Annotated in this window: 29 protein-coding genes; 13 read left to right on the top strand and 16 right to left on the bottom strand. The window is 29.5% G+C overall.

The window, feature by feature from the left end; translation table 11 throughout:
- The first annotated feature begins 91 nt into the window (after positions 1-91).
- The 8 genes from IPK88_07755 to IPK88_07720 all read left to right on the top strand — a co-directional run bounded on the left by IPK88_07755 (position 92) and on the right by IPK88_07720 (position 5,437).
- Entirely contained in the window at positions 92-439 is a 348-nt protein-coding gene (locus tag IPK88_07755; protein ID MBK8243304.1) for a helix-turn-helix transcriptional regulator, read from the top strand.
- Positions 436-942 (top strand): hypothetical protein, encoded by a 507-nt coding sequence (locus IPK88_07750; protein MBK8243303.1) that lies wholly within the window; start codon positions 436-438, stop codon positions 940-942. The genes IPK88_07755 and IPK88_07750 overlap by 4 nt, the downstream gene beginning before the upstream one ends.
- 224 nt (positions 943-1,166) lie before the next feature.
- Positions 1,167-1,709 (top strand): hypothetical protein, encoded by a 543-nt coding sequence (locus IPK88_07745; GenBank protein MBK8243302.1) that lies wholly within the window; start codon positions 1,167-1,169, stop codon positions 1,707-1,709.
- A gap of 300 nt (positions 1,710-2,009) precedes the next feature.
- Positions 2,010-2,498 carry an NUDIX domain-containing protein gene (locus tag IPK88_07740; protein ID MBK8243301.1) on the top strand — a complete coding sequence of 163 codons (489 nt, stop codon included), beginning with the start codon at positions 2,010-2,012 and terminating at the stop codon, positions 2,496-2,498.
- 2 nt (positions 2,499-2,500) lie between these two features.
- Positions 2,501-3,040: a radical SAM protein gene (locus IPK88_07735; protein ID MBK8243300.1), complete on the top strand. Its 540-nt coding sequence runs from the start codon at positions 2,501-2,503 to the stop codon at positions 3,038-3,040.
- Positions 3,041-3,105: 65 nt separating this feature from the next.
- Complete coding sequence (locus tag IPK88_07730) at positions 3,106-3,663, top strand: SPASM domain-containing protein (protein MBK8243299.1); 558 nt, start codon at positions 3,106-3,108, stop codon at positions 3,661-3,663.
- 10 nt (positions 3,664-3,673) lie between these two features.
- The gene (locus IPK88_07725) at positions 3,674-4,363 is read left to right on the top strand and encodes a class I SAM-dependent methyltransferase (protein MBK8243298.1); all 690 of its coding nucleotides are present in this window, start codon (positions 3,674-3,676) and stop codon (positions 4,361-4,363) included.
- Between the two features lie 15 nt (positions 4,364-4,378).
- Positions 4,379-5,437 (top strand): hypothetical protein, encoded by a 1,059-nt coding sequence (locus tag IPK88_07720; protein MBK8243297.1) that lies wholly within the window; start codon positions 4,379-4,381, stop codon positions 5,435-5,437.
- A 27-nt stretch (positions 5,438-5,464) separates the two neighbouring features.
- Here the strand turns inward: IPK88_07720 and IPK88_07715 are convergent, their stop codons facing one another.
- From IPK88_07715 to IPK88_07675, 9 genes are all read right to left on the bottom strand, one after another.
- Positions 5,465-6,310 (bottom strand): hypothetical protein, encoded by an 846-nt coding sequence (locus IPK88_07715; protein MBK8243296.1) that lies wholly within the window; start codon positions 6,308-6,310, stop codon positions 5,465-5,467.
- A gap of 126 nt (positions 6,311-6,436) precedes the next feature.
- A complete protein-coding gene (locus IPK88_07710) occupies positions 6,437-7,600 on the bottom strand; it encodes an FxsB family radical SAM/SPASM domain protein (GenBank protein MBK8243295.1) in 1,164 nt (387 codons plus the stop codon).
- 45 nt (positions 7,601-7,645) lie between these two features.
- A complete protein-coding gene (locus tag IPK88_07705; protein MBK8243294.1) occupies positions 7,646-7,795 on the bottom strand; it encodes a hypothetical protein in 150 nt (49 codons plus the stop codon).
- A gap of 11 nt (positions 7,796-7,806) precedes the next feature.
- Positions 7,807-7,959 (bottom strand): hypothetical protein, encoded by a 153-nt coding sequence (locus IPK88_07700; GenBank protein MBK8243293.1) that lies wholly within the window; start codon positions 7,957-7,959, stop codon positions 7,807-7,809.
- Between the two features lie 245 nt (positions 7,960-8,204).
- The gene (locus tag IPK88_07695) at positions 8,205-9,032 is read right to left on the bottom strand and encodes a hypothetical protein (GenBank protein MBK8243292.1); all 828 of its coding nucleotides are present in this window, start codon (positions 9,030-9,032) and stop codon (positions 8,205-8,207) included.
- A gap of 27 nt (positions 9,033-9,059) precedes the next feature.
- Positions 9,060-9,290, bottom strand: a complete 231-nt coding sequence (locus tag IPK88_07690; protein ID MBK8243291.1) for a hypothetical protein — start codon at positions 9,288-9,290, stop codon at positions 9,060-9,062.
- Between the two features lie 650 nt (positions 9,291-9,940).
- Positions 9,941-10,420: a hypothetical protein gene (locus IPK88_07685; GenBank protein MBK8243290.1), complete on the bottom strand. Its 480-nt coding sequence runs from the start codon at positions 10,418-10,420 to the stop codon at positions 9,941-9,943.
- Between the two features lie 19 nt (positions 10,421-10,439).
- Positions 10,440-10,670: a hypothetical protein gene (locus IPK88_07680; protein MBK8243289.1), complete on the bottom strand. Its 231-nt coding sequence runs from the start codon at positions 10,668-10,670 to the stop codon at positions 10,440-10,442.
- Positions 10,670-10,939, bottom strand: a complete 270-nt coding sequence (locus IPK88_07675; protein ID MBK8243288.1) for a helix-turn-helix domain-containing protein — start codon at positions 10,937-10,939, stop codon at positions 10,670-10,672. The genes IPK88_07680 and IPK88_07675 overlap by 1 nt, the downstream gene beginning before the upstream one ends.
- A 345-nt stretch (positions 10,940-11,284) precedes the next feature.
- Here IPK88_07675 and IPK88_07670 point away from each other — a divergent pair, with 345 nt between their 5' ends.
- Positions 11,285-12,541 (top strand): site-specific integrase, encoded by a 1,257-nt coding sequence (locus IPK88_07670; GenBank protein ID MBK8243287.1) that lies wholly within the window; start codon positions 11,285-11,287, stop codon positions 12,539-12,541.
- Positions 12,542-12,615: 74 nt separating this feature from the next.
- Here IPK88_07670 and IPK88_07665 read toward each other — a convergent pair whose 3' ends face one another.
- The 7 genes from IPK88_07665 to IPK88_07635 form a co-directional block, all read right to left on the bottom strand.
- Positions 12,616-12,978 carry a hypothetical protein gene (locus IPK88_07665; GenBank protein ID MBK8243286.1) on the bottom strand — a complete coding sequence of 121 codons (363 nt, stop codon included), beginning with the start codon at positions 12,976-12,978 and terminating at the stop codon, positions 12,616-12,618.
- A 116-nt stretch (positions 12,979-13,094) separates the two neighbouring features.
- Positions 13,095-13,646, bottom strand: a complete 552-nt coding sequence (locus tag IPK88_07660) for a bifunctional (p)ppGpp synthetase/guanosine-3',5'-bis(diphosphate) 3'-pyrophosphohydrolase (protein ID MBK8243285.1) — start codon at positions 13,644-13,646, stop codon at positions 13,095-13,097.
- 804 nt (positions 13,647-14,450) lie between these two features.
- Complete coding sequence (locus IPK88_07655) at positions 14,451-15,242, bottom strand: hypothetical protein (protein ID MBK8243284.1); 792 nt, start codon at positions 15,240-15,242, stop codon at positions 14,451-14,453.
- 41 nt (positions 15,243-15,283) lie between these two features.
- Positions 15,284-15,583: a hypothetical protein gene (locus tag IPK88_07650; protein MBK8243283.1), complete on the bottom strand. Its 300-nt coding sequence runs from the start codon at positions 15,581-15,583 to the stop codon at positions 15,284-15,286.
- 34 nt (positions 15,584-15,617) lie between these two features.
- Positions 15,618-16,214 (bottom strand): hypothetical protein, encoded by a 597-nt coding sequence (locus IPK88_07645; protein ID MBK8243282.1) that lies wholly within the window; start codon positions 16,212-16,214, stop codon positions 15,618-15,620.
- A 75-nt stretch (positions 16,215-16,289) separates the two neighbouring features.
- Positions 16,290-16,868, bottom strand: coding sequence for a thermonuclease family protein (locus IPK88_07640; GenBank protein MBK8243281.1), 579 nt, complete (start codon positions 16,866-16,868; stop codon positions 16,290-16,292).
- Positions 16,865-17,119, bottom strand: a complete 255-nt coding sequence (locus tag IPK88_07635) for a hypothetical protein (GenBank protein MBK8243280.1) — start codon at positions 17,117-17,119, stop codon at positions 16,865-16,867. Before IPK88_07635 ends, IPK88_07640 begins: the two co-directional genes overlap by 4 nt.
- Positions 17,120-18,078: 959 nt before the next feature.
- On the opposite strand from IPK88_07635, the gene IPK88_07630 reads away from it, so the two are divergent.
- From IPK88_07630 to IPK88_07615, 4 genes are all read left to right on the top strand, one after another.
- A complete protein-coding gene (locus IPK88_07630; protein ID MBK8243279.1) occupies positions 18,079-18,732 on the top strand; it encodes a recombinase family protein in 654 nt (217 codons plus the stop codon).
- Positions 18,733-18,816: 84 nt separating this feature from the next.
- A complete protein-coding gene (locus tag IPK88_07625; GenBank protein ID MBK8243278.1) occupies positions 18,817-19,032 on the top strand; it encodes a helix-turn-helix transcriptional regulator in 216 nt (71 codons plus the stop codon).
- A gap of 1,292 nt (positions 19,033-20,324) precedes the next feature.
- A complete protein-coding gene (locus IPK88_07620; protein MBK8243277.1) occupies positions 20,325-21,887 on the top strand; it encodes an N-6 DNA methylase in 1,563 nt (520 codons plus the stop codon).
- Positions 21,871-23,052: a restriction endonuclease subunit S gene (locus tag IPK88_07615; protein ID MBK8243276.1), complete on the top strand. Its 1,182-nt coding sequence runs from the start codon at positions 21,871-21,873 to the stop codon at positions 23,050-23,052. Before IPK88_07620 ends, IPK88_07615 begins: the two co-directional genes overlap by 17 nt.
- Positions 23,053-23,059 lie beyond the last annotated feature (7 nt).

The following is a 23,059-nucleotide window of genomic DNA, read 5'->3' as shown; positions in this document are numbered from 1 at the left end:
AATTTGGCAATTTCTGCCCTCTACATATAGAATTGAATAAAGACTAAAGTTAGAACATTAGAAAGCTAATCATTTTCTAGTTATTAATTTTATGTCCCATCCATCAAATTATTTAAGGATCTATCGTAAAAAGTCGCCATTAACTCAGAGCGATATGGGTTTTCTAATTGGCCTAAAAGAAGTTTCAAACATCTCTAGATATGAAAAAGGCCAAAGACAACCAACCATAGAATTCCTACTTAATTACCACCACATATTTGAATTATCGATAGAATCATTCTATGAACCACAATCAGAATTGATTAAAGGACATCTCACTGAAAGGATACAAATGTTGATATTAGAGATAAAAAAAAGCAATAACACATTAAAGAATAACCCTAGAATTAATTTTCTTGAACAAATTATTATTAGACTAACTAATTATATAAATCAATGACACAATCAGCACAAAGGAAGAATATAGTATATGCATTGTACCCAAATGCTAATGGCTTTGGTTTCGTGTATTTGGAGAACCCAAGGAAACTCTTAGATTATGGAGCTGTTCGGATTAATCCAATAAGTAATAGAAAAGTACTGGAACGGATAAAAAGGTCTTTTGATTATCTTAGACCCTCAATTGTGATTATTCAAGATCCCAATGGTATTGCTTCAAGATCTGGAAGAAGGGTGCATAGGCTAATGGATAAAATCATAGCTATGGCAAATGAAGAGAAGCTAAAAGTTGTCATGTATTCTAGGGACCAAATCAGAGAGGTTTTTGAGCAATTTGGAGCGGTCACCAAGTATGAGATAGCAAAAGTTTTACTTACTGAATTCAAGGAATTGGGATTACGAGAGCCGAAAAAACGGAAAACCTGGGAAAGTGAGAGTCATAATATGCCGATATTTGATGCTCTGTCTTTGGCTTTGACTTGGTTTTGGTTGAATGAGTATTAATATATTTAAAGTCTTTAATATTTTATAACATAAATATTGTAAACCAATTATATACATAAGGTGTGGACAAATATAAATCTTAATTTGTAGTCTTGACCATCTATTAGTTTTTTCAAAGAAAGTTTTTATATCTTTGTTAACACTAAAGTGCTTTATAATAAATACGATCAGTAATAAATGTCGCTTTATTTAAATGTACATTATAATAATTAGAAATTCAATCTATGAAAGATTCTATAGGTTTGGAGTTAGCAAATCTAATGCATACTGAAGATCAGATTACTATTCTAAATAAGTATTATTCAGATGTAATAAATGGCAATAAATCATTAAATGAAATAATAAATTTTGACATAACATTTGATCAAAATATTAGGTATATGTGTGTGCAACTTTTTGCTCAATTTAATGAATTAGTTGAGTCTGACCTTGAAGATCGTTATATTTTAGGAATAAATATCAGAATTTTAAAACATACTAAGATATTTGAAATATTAAATAGTAAAAGTGAATTAGTTAAACGGATAAGAAATAAAACAAAGGATAATATTTTCAAAATATTAAAACTATCCGACAAATATGAAACTCAATTTTCTGGAATAGTTCATCATTTTTACTTGGCATCTGATTATGAGGTAAATTTTGATATATTATTGAGTGTTGATCAAAATAAATTAGAAATTAAAGAAGTCTTTTTTTCTAGAAATGAAATTAGAATCGAATATATGTATAATAATACTAATTGTATTAATGGCCAAGAATTTTAATGAATAAAGTAATAAATCAAATACCTACTTACAATATATGAATATGAGTAAGAATTAATTAAATTTTAATAATTTATGTCTCAATTTAGAATTTTTCTTAACTTACTAGCAATTTTAGGTTATATGTTGTATATTAAATTATGTTTTAAATAGGAAGAGAGTTAATTACATATATATAAACTGAATTAAGGGTTTAGATATTTCTATGTTTATTATCTTCATGTTCTGAATTAAGCCATTAACTTTAAATCAAATAACTGGAAAAAATCGCTCAATTAATCAAGTTTCAATTTAAAATAAATGACAAACTATATAATAACAGCAGGAATAGTAAGAAGAAATAATGAAATTCTATTAGTAAAACACAATTCAGAATTTGGATCTAAGGATTTTTGGACAATACCTGGTGGAACAGCAAATGAAAATGAAAATGCATTGCAGTCAGTTACTAGAGAATTAAAAGAGGAAACAGGCTTAGATGTCAACAACTGGAAGTCAATTGCTTATATTGCTCAACATTTAAACTACAAGAGAAATTGGCAAAGTATAATTATGGTTTTTGAAAGTGATAATTATGAAGGAAACCTTTCAATTACAGATCCCGACGGGGACATTATAGAAGTTGACTTTTTTTCAATTGAAGATGCAATTGAATTAATTAAAAGGATTCCATTTCCAGTAATGCGCGATCCACTTATTCACTATTTGTCAAATGAAATTAAAAATATTTTCTGGGTTTATAATGAAAACAATGAAGGTTTTGTTGAATTAACAAATAAAATTAGCTAGTTATGAATTATGACTTTATAGCAAGAAAAGAACATTATGGATGGGTTGTTTTTGATACAAAACTGCATTCTGTAGAAAAGACAAATTTGGATTTTGTAGAAAACTTAGAAAAGCAAGGTTATGTAATTAATAGAATTGAGAATTCATTAATTGAGGGTGCACTAACTGCTCCTTTAAAATTATTTATAAATGTTTCAAATCATTGTAATTTGGAATGTATTCATTGTTTTTCAGACTCCTCTCCGCATCACAAGGAATCAATGCCTTTTGATAAAATGAAAGATTTGATCAATGAAGCTGCAAATATGGGTGTTTTTCTGATAATTATTGGTGGTGGAGAACCATTTATGCGAACAGATATTTGGGAAATTATATCGTTAATAAGAGAAAAAGGAATGGGTGTTTCATTAACTACAAATGGGACAATTATATCTCCAGAAATTATTACTAATATTCAAAAGCATAATGTAAGGATGAATATTAGTTTTGATGGATGCGAAGAAACACATGATTTTATTAGAAAAAGCAAGGGGCTTTTTTAAAAACACTTTCAACAGTAAAAATATTAAAAGAAGCTGGTATTAAATCGACAATACGATTTACACTTATGACTTTAAATATTAAAGATGTAGCTTATATGTTACACCTCGCTACCTCACTTGAATTACAAATTAAAATTAGACGAGCAAAACCTTCGGATAGAGCCATTAATAATATGCTATTAATTAGAGAGGCAACGCCAGAATATTACAAAGCAATAATGTTGATGAATAGTGATCCTAATTGTAATGTAGAAGATATAATGAATTGCTCAGGAGGATTAAAAGAACCATTATTACTATCTAAATCTGATTGCGGAGCAGGTACAAGGATAATGTTTGTAGAAGCAGATGGTACAATTTCTCCATGTACATTTTTAGGTAAAAACTTTCATTCTGGAAACTTCTACAAAAATTCGTTAAGTGAAATATGGAAAGAAAGTCCTGAATTTCAACAAATGAGAAATGTTCCTCTGAATGAGGATTGTAAATCCTGTCATCGAAAATTAACATGTCACTCAGAATGCCCTGCAATGAGATTACACATTGGAGGTAGTTTAGATGCAGCTGACCCGAGTTGCCTTAAACCTTTTTTTGAAGAATATTTGCCACTACAAAACCTCTAAAAATCCTTATATGTTTATTAAAAGTGCTAAATTTTATGATGATTTTAAAGTAAATAAAAATTATAAGTTAGAAGCAGAGCAACTAAGGAAAATAATATTAAATTCTAATCTAAAAAATTGTAAAATTTTAGAAATTGCTTGTGGAACAGGTGAACATATAAAATTTCTGAAAAATTATTTTGAAATAGATGGGATGGATATAAATCCAACCTTTGTATCCATTGCGAAGGAAAAGAATCCAGAATGCAACATATATCAAGGTGATATGAGAAATTTTTTGATTCAAAAGAAGTTTGATGTAATATTATGTTTATATGGAGCCATAGGATATTTAGTTAATACTATGGAATTAATCAAAGTTTTAGGTAATTTTAAAAATCATTTAAATGATAATGGAGTAATAATTATTGAGCCATGGTTTTCTCCTAATAATTGGTTGGCAAATAAAATACATAATACAGTAATTGAAAATGAAGCAATGACAATTGTAAGGATGGGATTTGGTAGCCCAGAAGGAAAAATTAAATTTCACTATCTAGTAGGCAAATCAAATGGAATAGAACATTTTATTGAAGAATATGAATTTGCATTATTTACGGATGAAAATATTAGAGATGCATATACATCAATTGGATTGAAATCTACATTTCTATCAGATTTAATTTTTAAAAAGGGAATTTATATAAATAATCGTAATTAATAAATTGAATTAATAATGACAAATATAGAATATTTCAATTTATATGGAGGGACAGCTTTAGGCTTAAAATTGGCATATGAAATTTCTACACAAATTCCTAACCTTAATATTCCTGCTTACGATTTGTTTGAAGTTGAGACATTAAAAATAAAGAATTTTGATTTGTTAAATATTCAAAACACACTAAATAAAACTGTACTATTTAAATTTTCAGGAACAAATGAAGATTTTTCTCCCAGAGCTGCAAGAGGAATTAATTCCTCTAGAAGTAATCCTATTTTTATTGTTAACAAAAATGATTTCAATGAATTGGTTTTCAGAAATGAAAGTCTAATGAATTCTTCTAAAATCTATAAAGCAATTATCATCCAAGAGCTTATAACTCAAGGTAATTTTTATATTTCCCAGATTATCGATGGATCTCTTGCAATAGAGTTAAATTATAAAAAAAGTAAAGTATTAATAATTTCAAATAATGAAAATAGTAGTCCTATATTTGAATCAAATGGTTCCAAAAAAGTACTACATGAGTTTCTCTGTGAAATTAATGTTCAAGAATTAATTAAGCAACTTTGGCAGATAACATTTAAATTTGAATTTGAATCAAATGTCGAAGGATTTATAAATTCTGTAAATAAAAATATAATTGTTCAATTAAGACCTACGCCTAATGACATAAAGAAAATGTCAATTCCTTCCATTAATGAAATCAATGCAGATTACCAAACCTATTTCAATTTCGGATCTTTTGAAATAGAAGGATTAGTGTACGATATAAATGATAAATTATTAGACAAAACTGAAAACGATTGTTTAGTACTATTGAATGAAGAGAAAATACCATTTGAGCTTAAAAAGTATCACAATCTAACAAATTTTAAAAAGGTAGTTTTTCTTCACAGACAGAATTGCTTTAAATTGTCCCATTCCCCAACTGATTTGCCTCCATTTGGAAAAGCACGAGACAAATATAATTACATTTATGTTGGCGACTTTATGAAAGAAAATATTATAGGTAAAAAATTTAGGGCTTTATGTGATGGAAATATTGCTAAGCTTATTAATATTGAATGATTTATAAATTTTGAATGTATCAACTACTTATGATGCCTTGCTTATTTTATAAAATCCAATTTTTTTTAATCTATTTTTCTCATTAGAAATAATATCATTATTTGCTTTTTGATAATATAAGAAATCTTTATTGAATAAGCTCGTAGCCCTTCTTACATCCATACCTAAAAGTTCTTTTTTAATAGATATTGCGGCTTTCATTTGCTTTTCTACTTCCATAGAAGTGCCAAGTTTGTTACCAAGACATAAATTATTCAAAACACCTATGTTAGATACTATAGCTGTCAATACATCTTCCTTTCTTTTATAAATGAATCCAAAAGAATAGAAATTAATGGTAAATGGTGTTGAAAAATTTAGTTTGTAAAAATATTTTGATTCACTTAAAATTGAGTGTATAAATCCTTTAAGCAGTAAAATAACATTATTTCTTGCGTCTAAATAGTAAATTTTGTTATTTAGAAATGCAAGTATTGCAATATGACCGACAGGTGATATGAATTTATATGTAATTTTATTATGGTCCAAAATACTGCTTAAAATTAATGTCGCTCCAAGGCAATCAGTACCCTTAGAACCACTTTCCAACTTGTGCATTAAATTGGGCGTTGAGCCAAATCCAACAGGAAGTTTTGATAATGATTGAATACTAGTTTTTACTAAATTGTAAATCTCATTTTTATTTTGTTTTGGAGGTATAATACTTAATTCTATTGCCAATTGATACCACTCATGTTGAAGTAATTTAAATATAGCTTTTCTATCAATTGGATACTTATTGTACTTCTCCTCTAAGATGAATTGGTTTATAAAATTTAGTAGTAATCGCTTTTCGGATCTATTAGAAATTTGATCATTCCATATAGGGCACATTTAGAGATTATAGCATAAACCTCTGGATTTCTCAATTAATTGATTGCTAAATTAGTAAAATTTGATAAACCAATTCAAATCAATAAATTATTTTCAAATTAGGGAATATTCAACAGCAATTGAAAATCAATGATTTATTGGCTGTGCAACCAATTCCGTTTGTTGAGAGATACCTTTAATTTGTGATATTTTCACTTTAATATGATGAATTAATCGATATAAATCTTCACAATAGACTGATGGATTCATAAAGCCATTTTCAGAATATCTATGAGGTATGTAACCGCCTCCACAAATTTTCACAACATCACACTTAAGACATTCAACGCACAAATTATTTACTCTATCTAATCGTGAACCAATTAAATAATGAGAAATCGCCTCGTCAAAAGAATGTTCGAATACATTTTTGCCAGTGTATATGGCACCATCAAATGTTGATTTAAGACTGTCCACTGCTTCGTAGGCCCCATCGGTTTGAATTACGATTAACTCAATTGGTGCGAGTCCTAAGTTTTCTACAGCATAAATACCGCCTAAAAGTAAATGAATAATATGCTCAAATATTCTAATAGAAATAGCATCACCATTTTCATACCATTCATCAAAAACAGTAATTAACCAATTAGATATACTACCATTAGATTCCCCTAAAGGGAAACATGGTTTATCTATATAATTATGGTGAGGCATTAAAAAATCAATTGCGGGAACTTCAAGGCTTTTTAAAAATCTGTAAGTTTCCAATGCTGGATTACTTGGATTTATTACAGTAAGGACTCCACCATTTATTTTAATGTACTTTTCTCTGTTTAGTAAATCAATACCCTTCATAACATCATCAAAAGTCGAATTGCCTTTGAAATCAACACGATATTTATCATTACTTTCTTTTGTTCCATCAATACTAATTCCCACTTTAATTCCTAATCGAATAAATTCATCTAAAATTTGTTTTGTTATTAAAATGCCATTCGTTTGGAGGGAAAATTTAATTGAACATGTGTTTGATATCATGTTTCGAAATAAATCTACTGCTTTAGAAAAAAACTCAAGTGGAACAAGTAATGGTTCCCCTCCATGAAAAACAACATTAATAGCCTTTAAATCTTTCTCCTGCACATATTCCGATATTCTTTTTACAGTAGAAATAAGTGTATGGTTTGACATTGTACCTGGTTTTTCCCTCCAGGATTGATCACTAGAGTTATATTCATAACAATATGAACAATTTATATTACATCTTGCTTTAACCTTTAGGAGAAAAACTTTGATTTTTGAGCCAGTCATTAGTTTAAGCTTCTACTATTTTAATATCATAAGTGAAAGTTAAAACTAATCAGAATTCACATGATTTGAAAATTCAGTATGATCATTTGATGAGTTTGCATCTTCATTAATCAATCGTTCAGCGACTCGAATAAGTGCTGGTTTTCCTGTCTGAATCAATGCAGCACCTAAAGTTACTTTTGACTTGTTTTCCATATTGATGACAATTATAAAGGTGAATCTACGAATGCGGAGTAATCTGTGTGATCACAAAATGACTTGTTTGATTCATTAATCAATCGTTCAGCGACTCGAATAAGTGCTGGTTTTCCTGTCTGAATCAATGCAGCACCTAAAGTTTCTTTTGAAATGTTTTCCATATAATTAGTTTAAATTTAAAAAAAAGTCTAAGCTAAAATGATATACATCTAAGGTATTTCAAAACTTGCATCTCTAATTCCTATCCCCCAATTTAAGGATGCTAAGCTATGATAAAAATTTGTTAAATTGAAAAGATAATAAATATATATATTTAAATAATTTGTAATTATTTTATTTTCAACTAATTAATAATAATTACTTTGTTGGTTGGTAGAAAATTATCTTACTGGAACTATTTTGGAAATTATCTAAATAGATCCTTTTTAACCCAGAAGTTACCAATTAACGACAAAGTAATGTCAGGAAATGCTTTATTTAATGTAGTGGCATCATGAATTATATTTTCAGTAGGTGCAATATAAGCCTCTCCAGGATAAATATTTAATTTTGTAATTTGTTGATTTGGGTATTTTCTCAGATATAATCGCCCTAGTTCAGAACCACCTCTAAGATCAAAATTGTCAATTTCTAAATCATCTATAAGTTCAATAATTTTCTTATTTAAGAATATAAAATGCCTTACTTCTTTGCCTAAATTAATACAAATTCTATTTCTTGAATTCTCCCTATCATTCAATTTTTTTCTGTCCCAACTATCAAGGTGTAAACCTATTCTAAGGTTTAAATTGCGGTCAAATGTAGAAGTTTTCAAATTAGGACTTTTAAAATTTAGCCCTAAATATTGAATTTCACCATCTATATCAAAAAATTCATTTAAGTCTTCAGTGAATTTTTCAATTACCATTTTAAATAAATTAGATTTTGAAATATCATTTATTTGTTTAATATTTTTACAAGTATGAATACCAATATTAAAAAATGATATTACAATTTTATTAAGATTAAGAACTCCAATAAAATTTTTATTAGTTTTACTGTTTTCGAACTTAGCTGACATTAAGAAATCGAAAGAAAGGTTATCAATTTTAGTAAAAGTATCATTAGGAATAATAGAACCATATGAGTATGCAGGATCATTTTTAATTTCATATGTACCATCATTTATTTCAATTCGTTCATTACGATGCTCAATTTCTCGTGCAAAAAATATTGGAAAAGAACAATCCTCCATTTTAAACTGTTTATAAATGTATAATGGTTAATTCTTGCTTAAAAAATTATCTTCCCTCAAGTTATTTCTAATTTGTGCAAATTCAATTAATTGTGCTTTTGATAATTCGAATTCATTTCTCTCACATTTCAATTCATATAAATATGAATTGATAGGCTGAATATTGATTAAAAATGAGATTACTAACTTAGGTTCATAATTAGCGAGTAAGTGCCCTGTATTTAACCCCTCAATAAATTTCTGCTTATCAAATTCCATTAGAAATTTTTTTTGAATGTTTGTCCAAATATACATTAATGGAATCGGTATCATATAGAATTATTTTCTTTTCTGGTTGTGAGAATCGAATTTTTCCTTCATCTCTTAGTTTTTGTAGGATAGTCTTGCTCTTAATTCTAAGCTTTGACATAGCTTCACCACCCGAAATCCATTTATCTCCTTTAATCCTTTCCTTTTCCTTTACACGAACTATTAATTGTTTCTTACTTTTGGTATGATTTATTGTATAATGAAATTAAAGTCCAAATGTATATAATATTAAATAAAACATACTAAATTTGAAATATTTAAGTAATTTTTGCAATTAGGATGCATTAAATACTTGTTTCTTTCTTGTTAAGGAGAAGCAAAAAGTTGTACAGTATTCAAATTATTAGATCAGAGATGTTTATGAGCAGTCGCTAAAATCAGATTTTTGTTATTGATTTCAAGGACTTAGCATCATGGGAATCTAAGAAAAGGAAGCTATGGGATAGTGATGATCTAAATATGATAATATTTGATGCTCTATCTTTGACTTCTCAATGGTTGAATCATTAAAGTAAATATCCATGCTGAATGCAACATAAATTTACCAATAATAAGTAAATTTGATTATTTAGCATTTAAAAATGTTGAAAAGCACTATTTTATTTATTGAGATTCTTTAAGATTTCAACTTCAAAGTCTTTTTTCAATAATACAAACTTGTCCTCATCAGCTCCAATTTTTTGAAAACCTAGACTTTCAGCTACTTTAGTAGAAATATTATAATCTGACTGGTCATCATTAAGCAGACTAATTTCAATAGAATCATTGTGCTTAAATCTATCAGGTAGAATAGCATCAACCATTGCATTTTTAATGAATCCTTTCTTCCGATTATTAGAACTAGTGAAAGCATGCAAGTCATCTTCCAAGAGTTGAACAACACTAACACAATTTCTGGATTCTGGATCTAAGATAAAGTAAATATAATTGTATGTTTGAGGATTAGGAGTAGTTGGAGTAGGTAGTCCTAAAACTTTTTTGAATATGACGGAATTAGTAATTTGCCTAGACTCTTTCACATGGGGTAAAGTATCATTGTTGTAACTTAAGATATATTCTGCTAAAGTAATATTTGTCATTTCAACTGTTTAAAATTGTCTATTCTAAATCCCTAGATTTGTTCTTTTGGTGCCTTCTGGATTTAATTTCTTCTAACTGGGATTTATCAATCTCAAATTGAAGTTCTTGTTGTCCATAGTTCATTCCGGAAATATACGAATTGATAGGGTGAATATGTTCCAACAAGTCCGATAATACCTTTGGTTCGTATCTAGCAAGAAAATACCCAGCATTAAATCCCTTGATAAATTTAATTTCATCTATTTCCATCAGAATGTATTTTTTGAATGTTTGTCCAAATATATATCAATTGAATCGGTATCATACAGAATTATTTTCTTTTCTGGCTGGGAGAATCTAATTTTTCCCTCATCTCTTAATTTCTGTAGTGTAGTCTTGCTCTTAATCCGAAGCTTTAGCATCGCTTCTTCATCAGAAATCCATTTATCACTTTTGATACCCTCCTTTTCCTTTATCCGTGCCACCACTGTTTCAATAAGAGCATAAAAAGCTTCATCAGATAGGCAAATGACTTCCATATTACAAATGTAAGTGTTTATAAAATAATACTATTTGATATTATTATTCTAAGTTTTGAATTGGATTGCTGGCAAATTGCTGGCAAATAAAAAAGGAGTTATGAAAATGAATTCATAACTCCTTGATAATCATGTGGGAAATACTGGGTTCGAACCAGTGACCCTCTGCTTGTAAGGCAGAATATATTGTATGTGATATGCAATATTTGACATACTAAATTTATACAAATATACTGATTATTAAGATATTAGTATCATATTATTCATAGTTAATATATGAATATTTATAACTTCTGTATGCAAATTATATGCAAATGGATTAAATTTGCATATAAATTATAAATAATGGCAAAGCAAATCTACATTTCAATTTATCTGGATACACGCAGAACTAAAGCCAATGGTAAATACCCAGTTAAACTACGAGTATTCAATCAAGAACCCAGAAAACAAATGCTTTATCCAACCATCTTCGATTTCACTAAAAAGGAATTTCAAAATATTTGGATAACCACAAAACCGAGTCGAGAAAATATAACAATTAGAGAAGAGTTACAATCATTAGTAACGATGGCATACGAGAAATCTTCTAAAATTACTCCATTTTCATTTGAAGAATATGATAAATCATTAATAACCATTAAAAGTGACCAACAAAATCTAATTTTGAAGTATAAAGAACAAATTGACCGATTGAAAGCCCTGGACCAAATCGGAACCGCACAAAATTATGCGTCGAGTTTAAAATCGTTGCTTGCATTTAATAATTCGTCTTTAGGCAAGGAAGCCGAAATATTACATTTCAGGGAAATAACCCCGCTTTGGCTTGAAAAATATCAGAAACACATGGTCGATTTGAATAATAGAAGCTTAACAACTGTTTCTATGTATTTGCGAAGTTTAAGGGCAATATTTAATAATGCTATTGCTGATAAGGATATTGAACCTGAGTTATATCCTTTTGGTAAAAGGTTGTATACAATTCCTAGATCAAACGGGGTAAAAAAATACCTGGATAAATCAAAACTAAAATTACTTCTTCAAGCAGTCCCCAAGACATCAGAGCAGGAAAAAGCAAGGGATTTCTGGTTTTTTTCGTATTTCTGCAATGGAATTAATATTAAAGACTTAGCCCTGCTTAAATTTAAAGACTGGAAAAATGAAAGTATCTCATTCATTCGATCTAAAACCAAAAATACATCGAAATCAAATATTAAAATAATCAAAGTGCCAGTTAATAAAATGGCTGAGAATATAATTTTAAAATATGCTAAAATTTCAGAAGATCCTAATGATTACATCTTTTCAATTGTGGATTATACAGACAGCGAATTGACCAAGTTTAGGAAAATTAAAAATTTTACCAAATTCATAAATCAAAATTTAAAAAAACTCGCAATTGACAATGGACTTACCAATGAAATATCTACCTATTGGGCCCGTCACAGCTTTGCAGATATAGCAATTAAATCTGGCAAACATTTTGAGTTTGTTGGAGATGCATTTGGACATAGTAATATAAAAACTACTCAAGCATATTTTGCTGGATTCGATGATAAAACAAAAAAAGAATTTAGTGACCAATTAATGGATTTTGATTGATCTAATGACACTCAATCAAAATGGAGTGACGTCTATTTTCGACTGCTTATTCAGCCCTACTGAGGCGTTCTGAATTACAGCTTATTCTCAAATAAATTTATTTTAAATTTTAAATCGCGAATTCCTAAATTATCAACGAAATATATAGTTTTTGGTTGATGATTAGTTAATTGATCAATAGCTTGCCTATTATTATAGGTACAATTAAAATTTCGTACTTGCTCACCAGATATAAATTCTAAATTGCATTTATTTAATGTTAAAGCTGAAATTATACAATGGTCAATTTCAAAATCAATAATATTATTTATCATTTCAAAATATGCTTTACTTGCATCTTCACCTGCATAAGTTGCAATAATTTCCAATTGCATAAGTCCCTCATTAAATAAAAATTCAATTTTAAAAGGTTGATAAGATAAATGCATTTTATTCATAATTTCTAATTCTCATTTAAGATAAACTAAGTTTTCCATATAACCAAATTTTCAAACACTTATTTTATTTATGAAACAAACAATATTCAATACTTACAAATCTTAAATACTTCAGTTTAAAACGCACCTATATAAAGTCTTGCATATTCTTCAATCATTATTTCAAGTCGATTTGTTAAATAATTATTGCCATCCTTTAGTTCCTTTAATATAATTTTTGCTTCTGATTGATAATTAAGCTTTTTCTGAATATCCCAATAAGGTGGTGGTGTTTGAAGGTTAGCAATTCTATCGGCAAGTTTGACAGCCCAAACTTCATATTGCAAAACTTTAATTCTACTAATACTATCTTTCATTTGTTGATCTTTAGGTAAAAGACTATTCTTTGTCAATGCTAACACTGCATTAGATATATCATTTCCAAATTTATCTTTAAGTTCTCCAACAGTGGTTGACGTATCTTCAATAGTATCATGAAGCAATGCTACTTGAATTGCAAATTCTAAATTGAAATTTTCAGAATTGCAAGATGCAATTATTATTTCCATTGCTACATTACTTAAATGAACAACATAAGGAAGTTCAGTACCTGGGACTTTTTGTTCCTTTTCCATATGTTTTATTGTTGCAAAGATTATTGCCTCTTGATACAGATTTTGAATACCCATAAAATTATATTATATTTTTTAATGCTACTTTTTAAATTGTCTAATGTTTTGAATCCAACGTAATATTTCTGTTAATAACGGGTCTTAAAACTTTTACAACAAGGCATATTTTGAAAAATCACTATATTTCAATAAATTTCAAGCAAATAATCATCAGAATTATTTCACTCAATGTTCTTTAATACAAATCCTCCCGGTTTGAGATTAACGTCAATCATATCAAATATCTTACATTGTTTAGTAATCCATAAAAAATTAATGTAAATATAATTGTTTTTCCATATGCAACATCCATCCACATTGGTTACATTGATATATTTTCTATATGAACTAATTCACTTTTATGACTTGAATCATTTGCATAAAGAAATGTAGATGTCCCTATTCTAATTCCGTTACATTCCATCATTCATCCAGTATATGAACAGTGAACAATTACTTGTGTTTATTCTTGTATTTGATTAAGAAATTTGTCTTGTGCTTCTATATCAATTTTGACTTTTTGTTTTAAGGTTAAAACATCAATGTTTTTTATTTCTGTCATGGTATTTGAAGATATATTAAATTAAATATGTTAGAAATTATTTGTTAAACAAAAAAGTTTATGATCTTGATGGCAAAGCTTTAGGTCTACTAATTATCTGGGCATCACTTGTTTTCTTATTTTTGATGTATCTTTGGCGATATTCTATACTTTTATATTTTATTGACTCATTAAAATAAAATTTAATTGCAAGATTTTGGAAAATGTAAATAAATGATTACCTCATTAGGCAAGTAAACATTTTGCAGCAAATAAACAATCTAACCTCTTATGAAATCGTCCTTTCTAAAAATAATATTTATAATGTTTATAAAAATAAATAACATAAAGCAAATATAGAAGTAATTAAATACATTAAAGCCTAGCGAAATTACAAGATTTATAACCTTAAAAATAAATATTTTGAAACTACTGTTAAAAAATAGATCAATTAATAAGAGGCCAAATGAAAACCAGCCTAGATGAATTATTCTTTCAATTGTATTCATTTTGCCTTTCACAAATACTAATTCTGCACCGTAGTTTGTGTAATTGTTATATGGATCAAATACTTTTATGAAATTATTAGCATCTTCTCGACACTTAAAAACATAATTACTTTTTAAAGCTGCTTCAATATTATCGCTAAATATTTTTTCAATCCTAGCAATTCCATATGGGAAGTTTTCAAAATGTTTTAGAGAATTATCTTTTTTATCAGGTTCATACAATAAGTTGATTAGATAATTTCCATACTTAAAAGCTTTGTTGCTTATAACAAACTTAGCGACTGGATAATTTATCCAAAAGGTAAGATAGCCAAAAAATATTTCTACAATTGATTTGAATTCAAAATGTTCCTTTACAAAGCAAATATTTAATTCCTTCGTTTTTATTACTTTGAAAGCATCGTGTACACTCAAATAAACCAAGGGAAAACCTCTTTTATAATCAAACGTCCAAACCAGACCATTCTCATTTACCTCTTTTAGATAGTTTCCTGCATTGTCAGTTATTGTATAATATCGCTTCCGCAATCTTAAATTATCTGTCCATAACTCGTATCTGTTCATTCTGATTAATTTTAGAGTCGTTTATATATTAGCTTTGATGTTTAATTTGCCTTTGTATTTGGCGACAATTTGCAAGCATCTATTACCCACTTATTTTGTTTATGTATAATTGATTTAAATATTATGTTGATTTCATTTCCTAAGATTAATAAGGAATCATCCCCCATATTTGCAATCCGTAATACTTCTTCCTGATGGATTTTAATTATTATTGTTGGCACATTTACTTCAACGCTGCTATCGCATATTAATTCAATATCAGTTTTTATTTTACTTAATCCATCACTAATATTTTGTGATTTATTTGGGAATCTTTCAAGGATATAAATTGGCTTGCACATTTTTAAGTACCTAAGTATTTAGAAAAGAAAAAAATTAGTTTTCACTTGGATCTGGAGACAATATTCGACCGCTTTTGACCCATCTGTCATGTTGACTAATTATTGATGAAAGCTTTGTAACAATTTCATTTCCTAAAAGTGTAATGGCATCGTTGTTCAGATCGATTATTCTAATTACTTCTGCCATATGTTTAGCTATTCTACTTTTTGATGTGTAAATTTCGGGGCTGCTATTGTATGTAGTCTCAAGTGCACTTAGCAAATTTCGTAATTCAACTTCAATCTTTTTAAGAGAATCTGGGGAATTACCGAATATATGAATGTATTTAAGTCTTTGTAAAGCCTTAAGTTTGTATTCCATATAAAGACTAACATAACCATCTGTGATTAGCATGTCTGCCATCAATTCGTTCATTTCACTTGAATCCTCATAACTCATAATTCTTAATTCACTAAATTCTTTCTTATATGCCTCAATGGTTTTTCTATAGGCCTCAAGAGTCTTTCTGTTTTCAGTGAGTTCAGAGTGTAATTTCATAGAAAACCATCTCGTTCTTTCTTCTAGGGCTTCGTTTAAAATCAAATAAATTATCCCCGCTAAACAAACCAATGCAAAAGCATCATTCCACATATTATGTCTTTTTTTATTTTAATTTTCTATACCATCACATTACCTTCAAAAAAATTTCAAAATGTCAAAACTTATTTACGTGTTTTCACTGAAGCTATTTTTTTCAAGGTAGAATTTCCAATGAAATTCATATTGAATTATTACTTTTTTCAATTGCTTTATATTTACCATATTATAAAGCATTTTAATTACATCTTTCAGGATGTCTAAAACACCACGGTGCAATGGATTTGGCAGTGACCAAATTCCAATTTTCTGTGTTCTAGCAAGATTTTCTAGTTCAGCCAGGTTAATACTATTATCATATTTTTTATAATGCCAAGCAAGCCCTTCCAATAGCAAAGACTCGGATAAATCGGTTCCATCTAATAACTTTACCATGGCAACCATTCTATCATATTTGTCAAATTCTTTCTTCTTAATTACTACTTCTCGTCCAAAACAAAATGTAGATGTGAACTGCTTTGCTCTTGATCCGAAATCCTGATTCTTTTCTGGACAATCTATACCCTCAACACGTATTCGCATGCTTGTTTTGTTTATAAGAACGTCTATAGTATCACCATCAATAATGCCAACAACTGTTCCATTAAATGTTTGAGATACATTAGAACAGCACAATATTAAATAACTAACTATAAGATAAACTCTCATCTGCCACAAAGTTTACAAGCCCTTCTATTTAGTTCATCTTCTGCAAAATCTATGGTTACTTGATCAATCGGTGTACTACACTTGTCTAATCCATCACAAACCTTCACCAAATGGTAAACCTTAGACTTTGGGCCCATACAGACAAAGCATACATTATTTTCCTTTTTTGAATTATTATCTGAGCCAGGAGATGAACAACAGGAAATAGTAATAAAAAAAGTGAATAGCAAGAACTTAATTGATCTTTTCATGGTCAGTTACTAAATCTGATTGAACCCTGACCAGAGTGCTTAAATGAAAAGCGTGGATTCATAGCTATCCACGACTGAGGCACTGAGATGCCTGCAAAGCTAAATAACCCGAACCCACGCATAGCGTGGGCATTAGTTACTTAGTCTTTGCTTTAAAATTTCTCAGTTTTCAGTCGCAAAGTAGACTAACGCCTAAATATTTTCATGGCAAATTTAAATACAAATCTCAATTTAAAGCAATTTTTATGAGTCTGTTTTCATAAAAAAGTTAGCAATAATTGATTATGTAAATATGTCGATTGTATAATATCAATTCATACCATCAATTTTTTCAATTATACTTAATGATCTTAAAATCAAGAAACAATAATTTATCTAAATTCAAACTTAAACTTTTTATAGAAAATATGCAAAGGAGTTATGTTAATTGTCAAATTTATGTTTACGAAATAGAACCATATAAACCCATTTCTGATGACTTGGTCCAAATTTCCGTATCCCCCCTATGCGAAATTACTAATCCTATTCGCCCAGAAATTGTAATGGTTATATCGCTATTTTTTCAATCGGCAATAGTTTTATCCAATTTTTGGGGATCAGAGCTTTGGTGATTTTGTGTAGTTGTTACTTCTAATAATACATATACTTACATAAACTGGTCATTAATTTTCATTTTCAAAATGTAATACATTCTTTAATAAAATTCCAATTCCATTTGTGCCCTTTCACTTTTAAGCCATTATTTATTTAAAATCAATTTAATCTGATATAATTTAAATAATTATATGAAAATTTTTCAACAAGTATTTATTTTCAACGTTATAATGTACGTACATTTGAATGTACTTTGTTGAGCAGTCTTTTAAAAATGAAAAAAATGAAAAGTTACACATCTGGAACAACCGTTCGACAAAATAAAAAATGTAACCTTAAATTAATAAACTCTTAAAACAAAAATAATGAAACAATACATTGCATACCTACGTGTTTCTACTAAAGGGCAAGAAAAATCCGGATTGGGCTTAGAAGCTCAGCGAGCAATTATTAAACACTTTGTGGACTTAGAACAATCTACTATAGTTCATGAAGTCTTGGAGGCGGAAAGTGGCAAAGACATTGACAACAGGCCAAAATTAAATAATGCAATCCAGGAATGTGAAACAATGGGTTATACCTTAATTGTTGCGAAGTTGGACCGTTTGAGCAGAAATGTAGAACATATATTTCGTATTCATAACCGTCTAGGTAATTTATTCAGGTCATGTGACTTGCCCACAACAGATTCACTTACCTTATCTATATTTGCAGGGCTAGCTCAAAGGGAACGAGAAATAATATCCATCAGAACCAAGCAAGCATTAGCAGCTAAAAAAGCTAGGGGCGAAAAACTTGGAACTATAAAGAATCTGAACCGAATTGGAAGGATTGCTGGTAATAGATCCATTAAAGAAAAGGCTGTCATTAAAAATCAAATGGCAAAATCATTTGTCAACAAATGCGATGGCATGACATTAGCAGCAATTGCAACTGAACTGAATAATAATGGATTCAAAACATCTCAAGGCAAGAAATTTCATAAGACATCAGTTAAACGATTAAGAGAAACAATTTGAGGTAATTATGAATGCGATTTTCATACTGTTCAATATGAGTATTACTTTAAAGGATCTATTAAAATGGAACTCAAAACTAAAATTATGCAAGACTATAACAATCTAATACAACAACTTAAAGACCGTAAAGAAGCACTTGGATTAACACAAGAACAAATTGCAGATAGAATGCAGACAGAACGAGTCAGAGTAAACGAGCTATTTTCGTCAAAGAAGACCAATATGACCGTTAAAACGCTTCTCAAATTATGTAATGCGCTAAATATTACTATTCATCTAGCCTCAAATTCAGGAAAATAAACCTAAATCCAATAATTTGATAACCAAATTGTAAAAAGGTGATTAAATCTATAATTTTATTTTCGGCTGAAGCTGCAAGAATTTTTTCGTGAGATAATCATGAAGTATTCATGATTTGAATTTTACTATGGTTAGTTCTTTGAAAATGAATAAATACAGCCAATTACTAAAAATGTTATTTAAATAATCAATTCAAAAAAATCCAGATACTTATAATTTGGTTGGTTTTTACTGATTAATAGATAGTTATGTTATTCTACTCTGCCGAATTTGCCGTCATCTTGTTGCGAATGAAGTCAATATGACATTTAAGAATTGCAGAAACGTCCGAAATTGAATAATATTTTAAAGACCACTTTTAAGGGATAAAAATTTTGGTATTTGAAAATGAAAAAACGTACTATAAATATACATGTATAGAGGGCTCTTATGAAGGATGGCGTACTTTTTGCCAACGCAACTTATCACTATAATTCGAGAGCAGCCCAACGATTCTTATACTTTATTTGCCAATTTGGACCTTTTATGAATCCTTTTACTGCAAGAATTACAATTTACAAATTTTGTTTACTCAAGACACAATGATAAATATCGGTAAAAACGCTTCAGCAACACCTAATATTTAAAAGTCAAAGGAAATGCCTTTATATCTTTTCTTATATTTGGCAATAATAAACCAATATAAGTAGGTGTTTAAATCATGATGATCAGTAAGTATAATGTATATCAGTGGATAATAGACTGCACAATTTTTTAAAATGATTAATCTTAATTTCTTCTAAAGTGGATTTAATTAAAACGTCCGAAATTGAAGTAGAACCTACACACCAATTTTAAGTGGTAAAAAAAATTGTTTAAATAAAATTTATAAATCATTTTCAATCTCTTATGGTATACTTATAGTGATTACGCGCATTTATAAACCCCTTTTGTTTGATTTTTTTCCAAACTTCATTTATTACAAGCAATTTGGCAAGTCCAATAATTTATCACAAATCTATATTTGTTCAAAATCAATAACTATAAGAATAAATGTTCAGGACAAACTAAATTAGCCAAAGCTCTAAATCACAAGGAAAACCCATATAATCTTTTCTTATATTCGCCAATATTTAACAATTCAATTAATTACCGCCTAAAAAGCAATGAAAATCAGGACAATCATTAGGTTTTGCAAAATGTACAAGCTAGCGTTTCATTTCAAAATGTCAATCTTCGCCCACTCGCAGAGAACAAAGCAATTTAAAACTTACCTATCAGAAAGATATAATACAATATTTTAACACCATAAAATGGCTAAACTGAAAAAAGAGATAAAAGAAAAAGCAATCGAAGTAACACTTTGGGAAGCAGCTAATAAACTAAGGGGCAGTGTAGAGCCAGCCGAATACAAACACGTAGTATTAGGGCTGATCTTCTTAAAGTTTGCTAGTGACAAGTTTGAAGACCATCGTTCCAAACTCATAAACGAAGGAAAAGAAAAATACATAGAATTATCCGACTTCTACAATATGAGCAATGTGTTCTTTTTGGAAGAGACCAGTCGTTGGAGTTACCTCATAAAAAGAGCAAAACAAAACGACATTGCTCTGCTCATTGACACAGCTCTTCATACTATTGAAAAAAATAACAAAGCCTTGAAAGGTGCCTTACCTGACAATTACTTTTCCCGTCTGGGTTTGGATGTTACCAAACTGGCTTCTTTACTTGATACCATAAACGATATTGACACCACCAAAGATCCGAAGCACGATGTAGTTGGCAAAGTGTATGAATACTTTCTCTCCAAGTTTGCTTTGGCAGAAGGAAAAGGCAAAGGAGAATTTTACACCCCTAAAAGCATTGTAAACCTGATTTCTGAAATGATTGAACCTTACAAGGGTATTATCTATGACCCTGCCTGCGGTAGTGGTGGTATGTTTGTTCAATCTATTAAGTTTATTGAAGCACACCATGGCAACAAAAAGGAAATCTCTATTTACGGGCAGGAATACACCAACACCACCTACAAACTGGCAAAGATGAATCTTGCCATAAGGGGAATAAGTGGCAACCTTGGCGAAAAAGCTGCTGACACCTTTGCAGATGACCAACATAAAGACCTGAAAGCCGATTACATAATGGCAAATCCACCCTTTAACCAAAAGGACTGGCGTGCAGAAAACGAATTGAAAGACGACCCACGATGGAGAGGTTATGATGTGCCACCCAAAAGCAACGCAAATTATGGTTGGATTTTGAATATGGTTTCCAAACTTTCCGACAATGGCATTGCAGGTTTTATATTGGCAAACGGTGCATTGAGTGGCGGTGGTGAAGAATATAAAATACGCAGAAAGCTCATTGAAAATAATCTGGTGGATGCCATTTTGGTATTGCCCCAAGATATGTTTTACACCACTGGAATTAGTGTTACGCTTTGGATTTTGAACAAGAATAAAAAAGCTCATTCAAAAAAAATCGGTGATGAAACTCGAAACTATAGGGACAGAGAAAAAGAAATCATGTTTATGGACTTGCGGCAAATGGGTATTCCGTTTGAGAAAAAGTACATACAGTTTTCAGAAGAAGATATAATCAAAATTACAGGCACATACCACCAATGGCAATGCAAGGCAATTGAAAACATTCCCGAGTTCTGCTATTCAGCAACTTTGGAAGAAGTCGAGAAAAAAGATTTTTCATTGGTGCCTAGCAAATACATTGAGTTTATAAACCGAGATGAAAACATTGACTTTGGCGAAAAAATGCAAACTCTGAAAGGCGAGTTTACCGAATTGTTGAAAGCCGAAGCAGCTTCAAAAAATGATTTATTAACTGTGTTTAAAGAGTTGGGCTATGAAGTCAAATTATAGACGCTTGGGCGATTATATACAGGAATTAAAAGTTCGCAATACAGAAGAAAAAGCGGAACAACTTTTAGGAATAAACATTGATAAATTCTTTATGCCTTCAGTTGCTAATGTTGTTGGTACAGATTTATCTGTTTACAAACTCGTAAGAAAAAATCAATTTGCTTGCAATAGAATGCACGTAGGTAGAGATTATCGTTTGCCAATTTCAATGTCAAAATCAGATGAGGAATTTATGGTTTCGCCTGCATATGATGTGTTTGAGATTAAAGACCCCGAAGTTCTTAACCCTGAATTTTTGATGATGTGGTTTTCACGTTCAGAGTTTGACCGTAATGCTTGGTTTCATACTGATGGAGATGTAAGAGGTGGTTTGCCTTGGAAATCATTTTGTGATATGCAAATACCTATTCCAAATCCAACCAAACAAAAAGAAATAGTAAAAGAATACAACGTCATCCAAAATCGCATTGCCCTAAACCAACAACTGATACAAAAACTCGAAGAAACCGCACAGGCAATTTATAAAGCCTGGTTAGTGGAAGGGATTGATTTGGAGAATTTACCGGAAGGGTGGAGAGTTGACAAACTTAAAAACCTTTGTGAAAAAATTGGGAGTGGTTCAACGCCAAATGGAGGAAAAGAAAGTTATTTCACTACTGGTATCTCATTGATTAGAAGCACTAATGTATTTGATTATAATTTTTCCTTTGAAGATTTAGCTTTTATAAGTGATGAACAAGCTAATAAGTTGAAAAATGTGGAAGTTAAAGAAAATGACATTCTTTTCAATATTACTGGTGTTTCAGTTGCACGATGTTGTAAGGTGCCTAAAAATGTTTTGCCAGCAAGAGTTAATCAACATGTAATGATTATTAGACCAAATGGTAAACTAAATATATCATTCTACTTGCTTTTAAATCTTTGTTCAACTGATAGTAAAAATACTTTGTTGGGTATTAGTCAATCAGGTTCAACAAGAGAAGCAATTACGAAATCAGAACTTGAAGAATTTCTACTTCTAGTGCCTGAAAATGAATTACTACAAAAATTTGAAAAACAATTGAGTAAATTGTTTTCATTGAAGGATTTAAAATCATTAGAAAACCAAAAGCTAACGGAAATGAAAGACTTGCTTCTTTCCAAATTAGCGACAATAGCAAATTAGAATCATC

Origin of the sequence: Candidatus Defluviibacterium haderslevense (genome assembly GCA_016712225.1) — a bacterium.
Classification (GTDB): Bacteria; Bacteroidota; Bacteroidia; order Chitinophagales; family Saprospiraceae; genus Vicinibacter; species Vicinibacter haderslevensis.
Note: the sequence above shows the minus strand (reverse complement) of the source record. Positions and strands in the feature narration are given on the sequence as shown.

Excerpts from the sequence above, each read along its gene's own strand:
- IPK88_07645 (MBK8243282.1), bottom strand. The coding sequence starts at position 16,214 with ATGTGGAATGATGCTTTTGCATTGGTTTGTTTAGCGGGGATAATTTAT.
- IPK88_07700 (MBK8243293.1), bottom strand. The coding sequence starts at position 7,959 with ATGGAAAACATTTCAAAAGAAACTTTAGGTGCTGCATTGATTCAGACA.
- IPK88_07735 (MBK8243300.1), top strand. The coding sequence starts at position 2,501 with ATGAATTATGACTTTATAGCAAGAAAAGAACATTATGGATGGGTTGTT.
- IPK88_07675 (MBK8243288.1), bottom strand. The coding sequence starts at position 10,939 with ATGGAAGTCATTTGCCTATCTGATGAAGCTTTTTATGCTCTTATTGAA.
- IPK88_07660 (MBK8243285.1), bottom strand. The coding sequence starts at position 13,646 with ATGGGTATTCAAAATCTGTATCAAGAGGCAATAATCTTTGCAACAATA.
- IPK88_07680 (MBK8243289.1), bottom strand. The coding sequence starts at position 10,670 with ATGGAAATAGATGAAATTAAATTTATCAAGGGATTTAATGCTGGGTAT.
- IPK88_07630 (MBK8243279.1), top strand. The coding sequence starts at position 18,079 with ATGAAACAATACATTGCATACCTACGTGTTTCTACTAAAGGGCAAGAA.
- IPK88_07740 (MBK8243301.1), top strand. The coding sequence starts at position 2,010 with ATGACAAACTATATAATAACAGCAGGAATAGTAAGAAGAAATAATGAA.
- IPK88_07705 (MBK8243294.1), bottom strand. The coding sequence starts at position 7,795 with ATGGAAAACAAGTCAAAAGTAACTTTAGGTGCTGCATTGATTCAGACA.
- IPK88_07620 (MBK8243277.1), top strand. The coding sequence starts at position 20,325 with ATGGCTAAACTGAAAAAAGAGATAAAAGAAAAAGCAATCGAAGTAACA.
- IPK88_07750 (MBK8243303.1), top strand. The coding sequence starts at position 436 with ATGACACAATCAGCACAAAGGAAGAATATAGTATATGCATTGTACCCA.
- IPK88_07615 (MBK8243276.1), top strand. The coding sequence starts at position 21,871 with ATGAAGTCAAATTATAGACGCTTGGGCGATTATATACAGGAATTAAAA.
- IPK88_07745 (MBK8243302.1), top strand. The coding sequence starts at position 1,167 with ATGAAAGATTCTATAGGTTTGGAGTTAGCAAATCTAATGCATACTGAA.
- IPK88_07685 (MBK8243290.1), bottom strand. The coding sequence starts at position 10,420 with ATGACAAATATTACTTTAGCAGAATATATCTTAAGTTACAACAATGAT.
- IPK88_07725 (MBK8243298.1), top strand. The coding sequence starts at position 3,674 with ATGTTTATTAAAAGTGCTAAATTTTATGATGATTTTAAAGTAAATAAA.
- IPK88_07715 (MBK8243296.1), bottom strand. The coding sequence starts at position 6,310 with ATGTGCCCTATATGGAATGATCAAATTTCTAATAGATCCGAAAAGCGA.
- IPK88_07710 (MBK8243295.1), bottom strand. The coding sequence starts at position 7,600 with ATGACTGGCTCAAAAATCAAAGTTTTTCTCCTAAAGGTTAAAGCAAGA.
- IPK88_07695 (MBK8243292.1), bottom strand. The coding sequence starts at position 9,032 with ATGGAGGATTGTTCTTTTCCAATATTTTTTGCACGAGAAATTGAGCAT.
- IPK88_07755 (MBK8243304.1), top strand. The coding sequence starts at position 92 with ATGTCCCATCCATCAAATTATTTAAGGATCTATCGTAAAAAGTCGCCA.
- IPK88_07690 (MBK8243291.1), bottom strand. The coding sequence starts at position 9,290 with ATGGAATTTGATAAGCAGAAATTTATTGAGGGGTTAAATACAGGGCAC.
- IPK88_07655 (MBK8243284.1), bottom strand. The coding sequence starts at position 15,242 with ATGAACAGATACGAGTTATGGACAGATAATTTAAGATTGCGGAAGCGA.
- IPK88_07625 (MBK8243278.1), top strand. The coding sequence starts at position 18,817 with ATGCAAGACTATAACAATCTAATACAACAACTTAAAGACCGTAAAGAA.
- IPK88_07730 (MBK8243299.1), top strand. The coding sequence starts at position 3,106 with ATGACTTTAAATATTAAAGATGTAGCTTATATGTTACACCTCGCTACC.
- IPK88_07670 (MBK8243287.1), top strand. The coding sequence starts at position 11,285 with ATGGCAAAGCAAATCTACATTTCAATTTATCTGGATACACGCAGAACT.
- IPK88_07665 (MBK8243286.1), bottom strand. The coding sequence starts at position 12,978 with ATGAATAAAATGCATTTATCTTATCAACCTTTTAAAATTGAATTTTTA.
- IPK88_07635 (MBK8243280.1), bottom strand. The coding sequence starts at position 17,119 with ATGAAAAGATCAATTAAGTTCTTGCTATTCACTTTTTTTATTACTATT.
- IPK88_07640 (MBK8243281.1), bottom strand. The coding sequence starts at position 16,868 with ATGAGAGTTTATCTTATAGTTAGTTATTTAATATTGTGCTGTTCTAAT.
- IPK88_07720 (MBK8243297.1), top strand. The coding sequence starts at position 4,379 with ATGACAAATATAGAATATTTCAATTTATATGGAGGGACAGCTTTAGGC.
- IPK88_07650 (MBK8243283.1), bottom strand. The coding sequence starts at position 15,583 with ATGTGCAAGCCAATTTATATCCTTGAAAGATTCCCAAATAAATCACAA.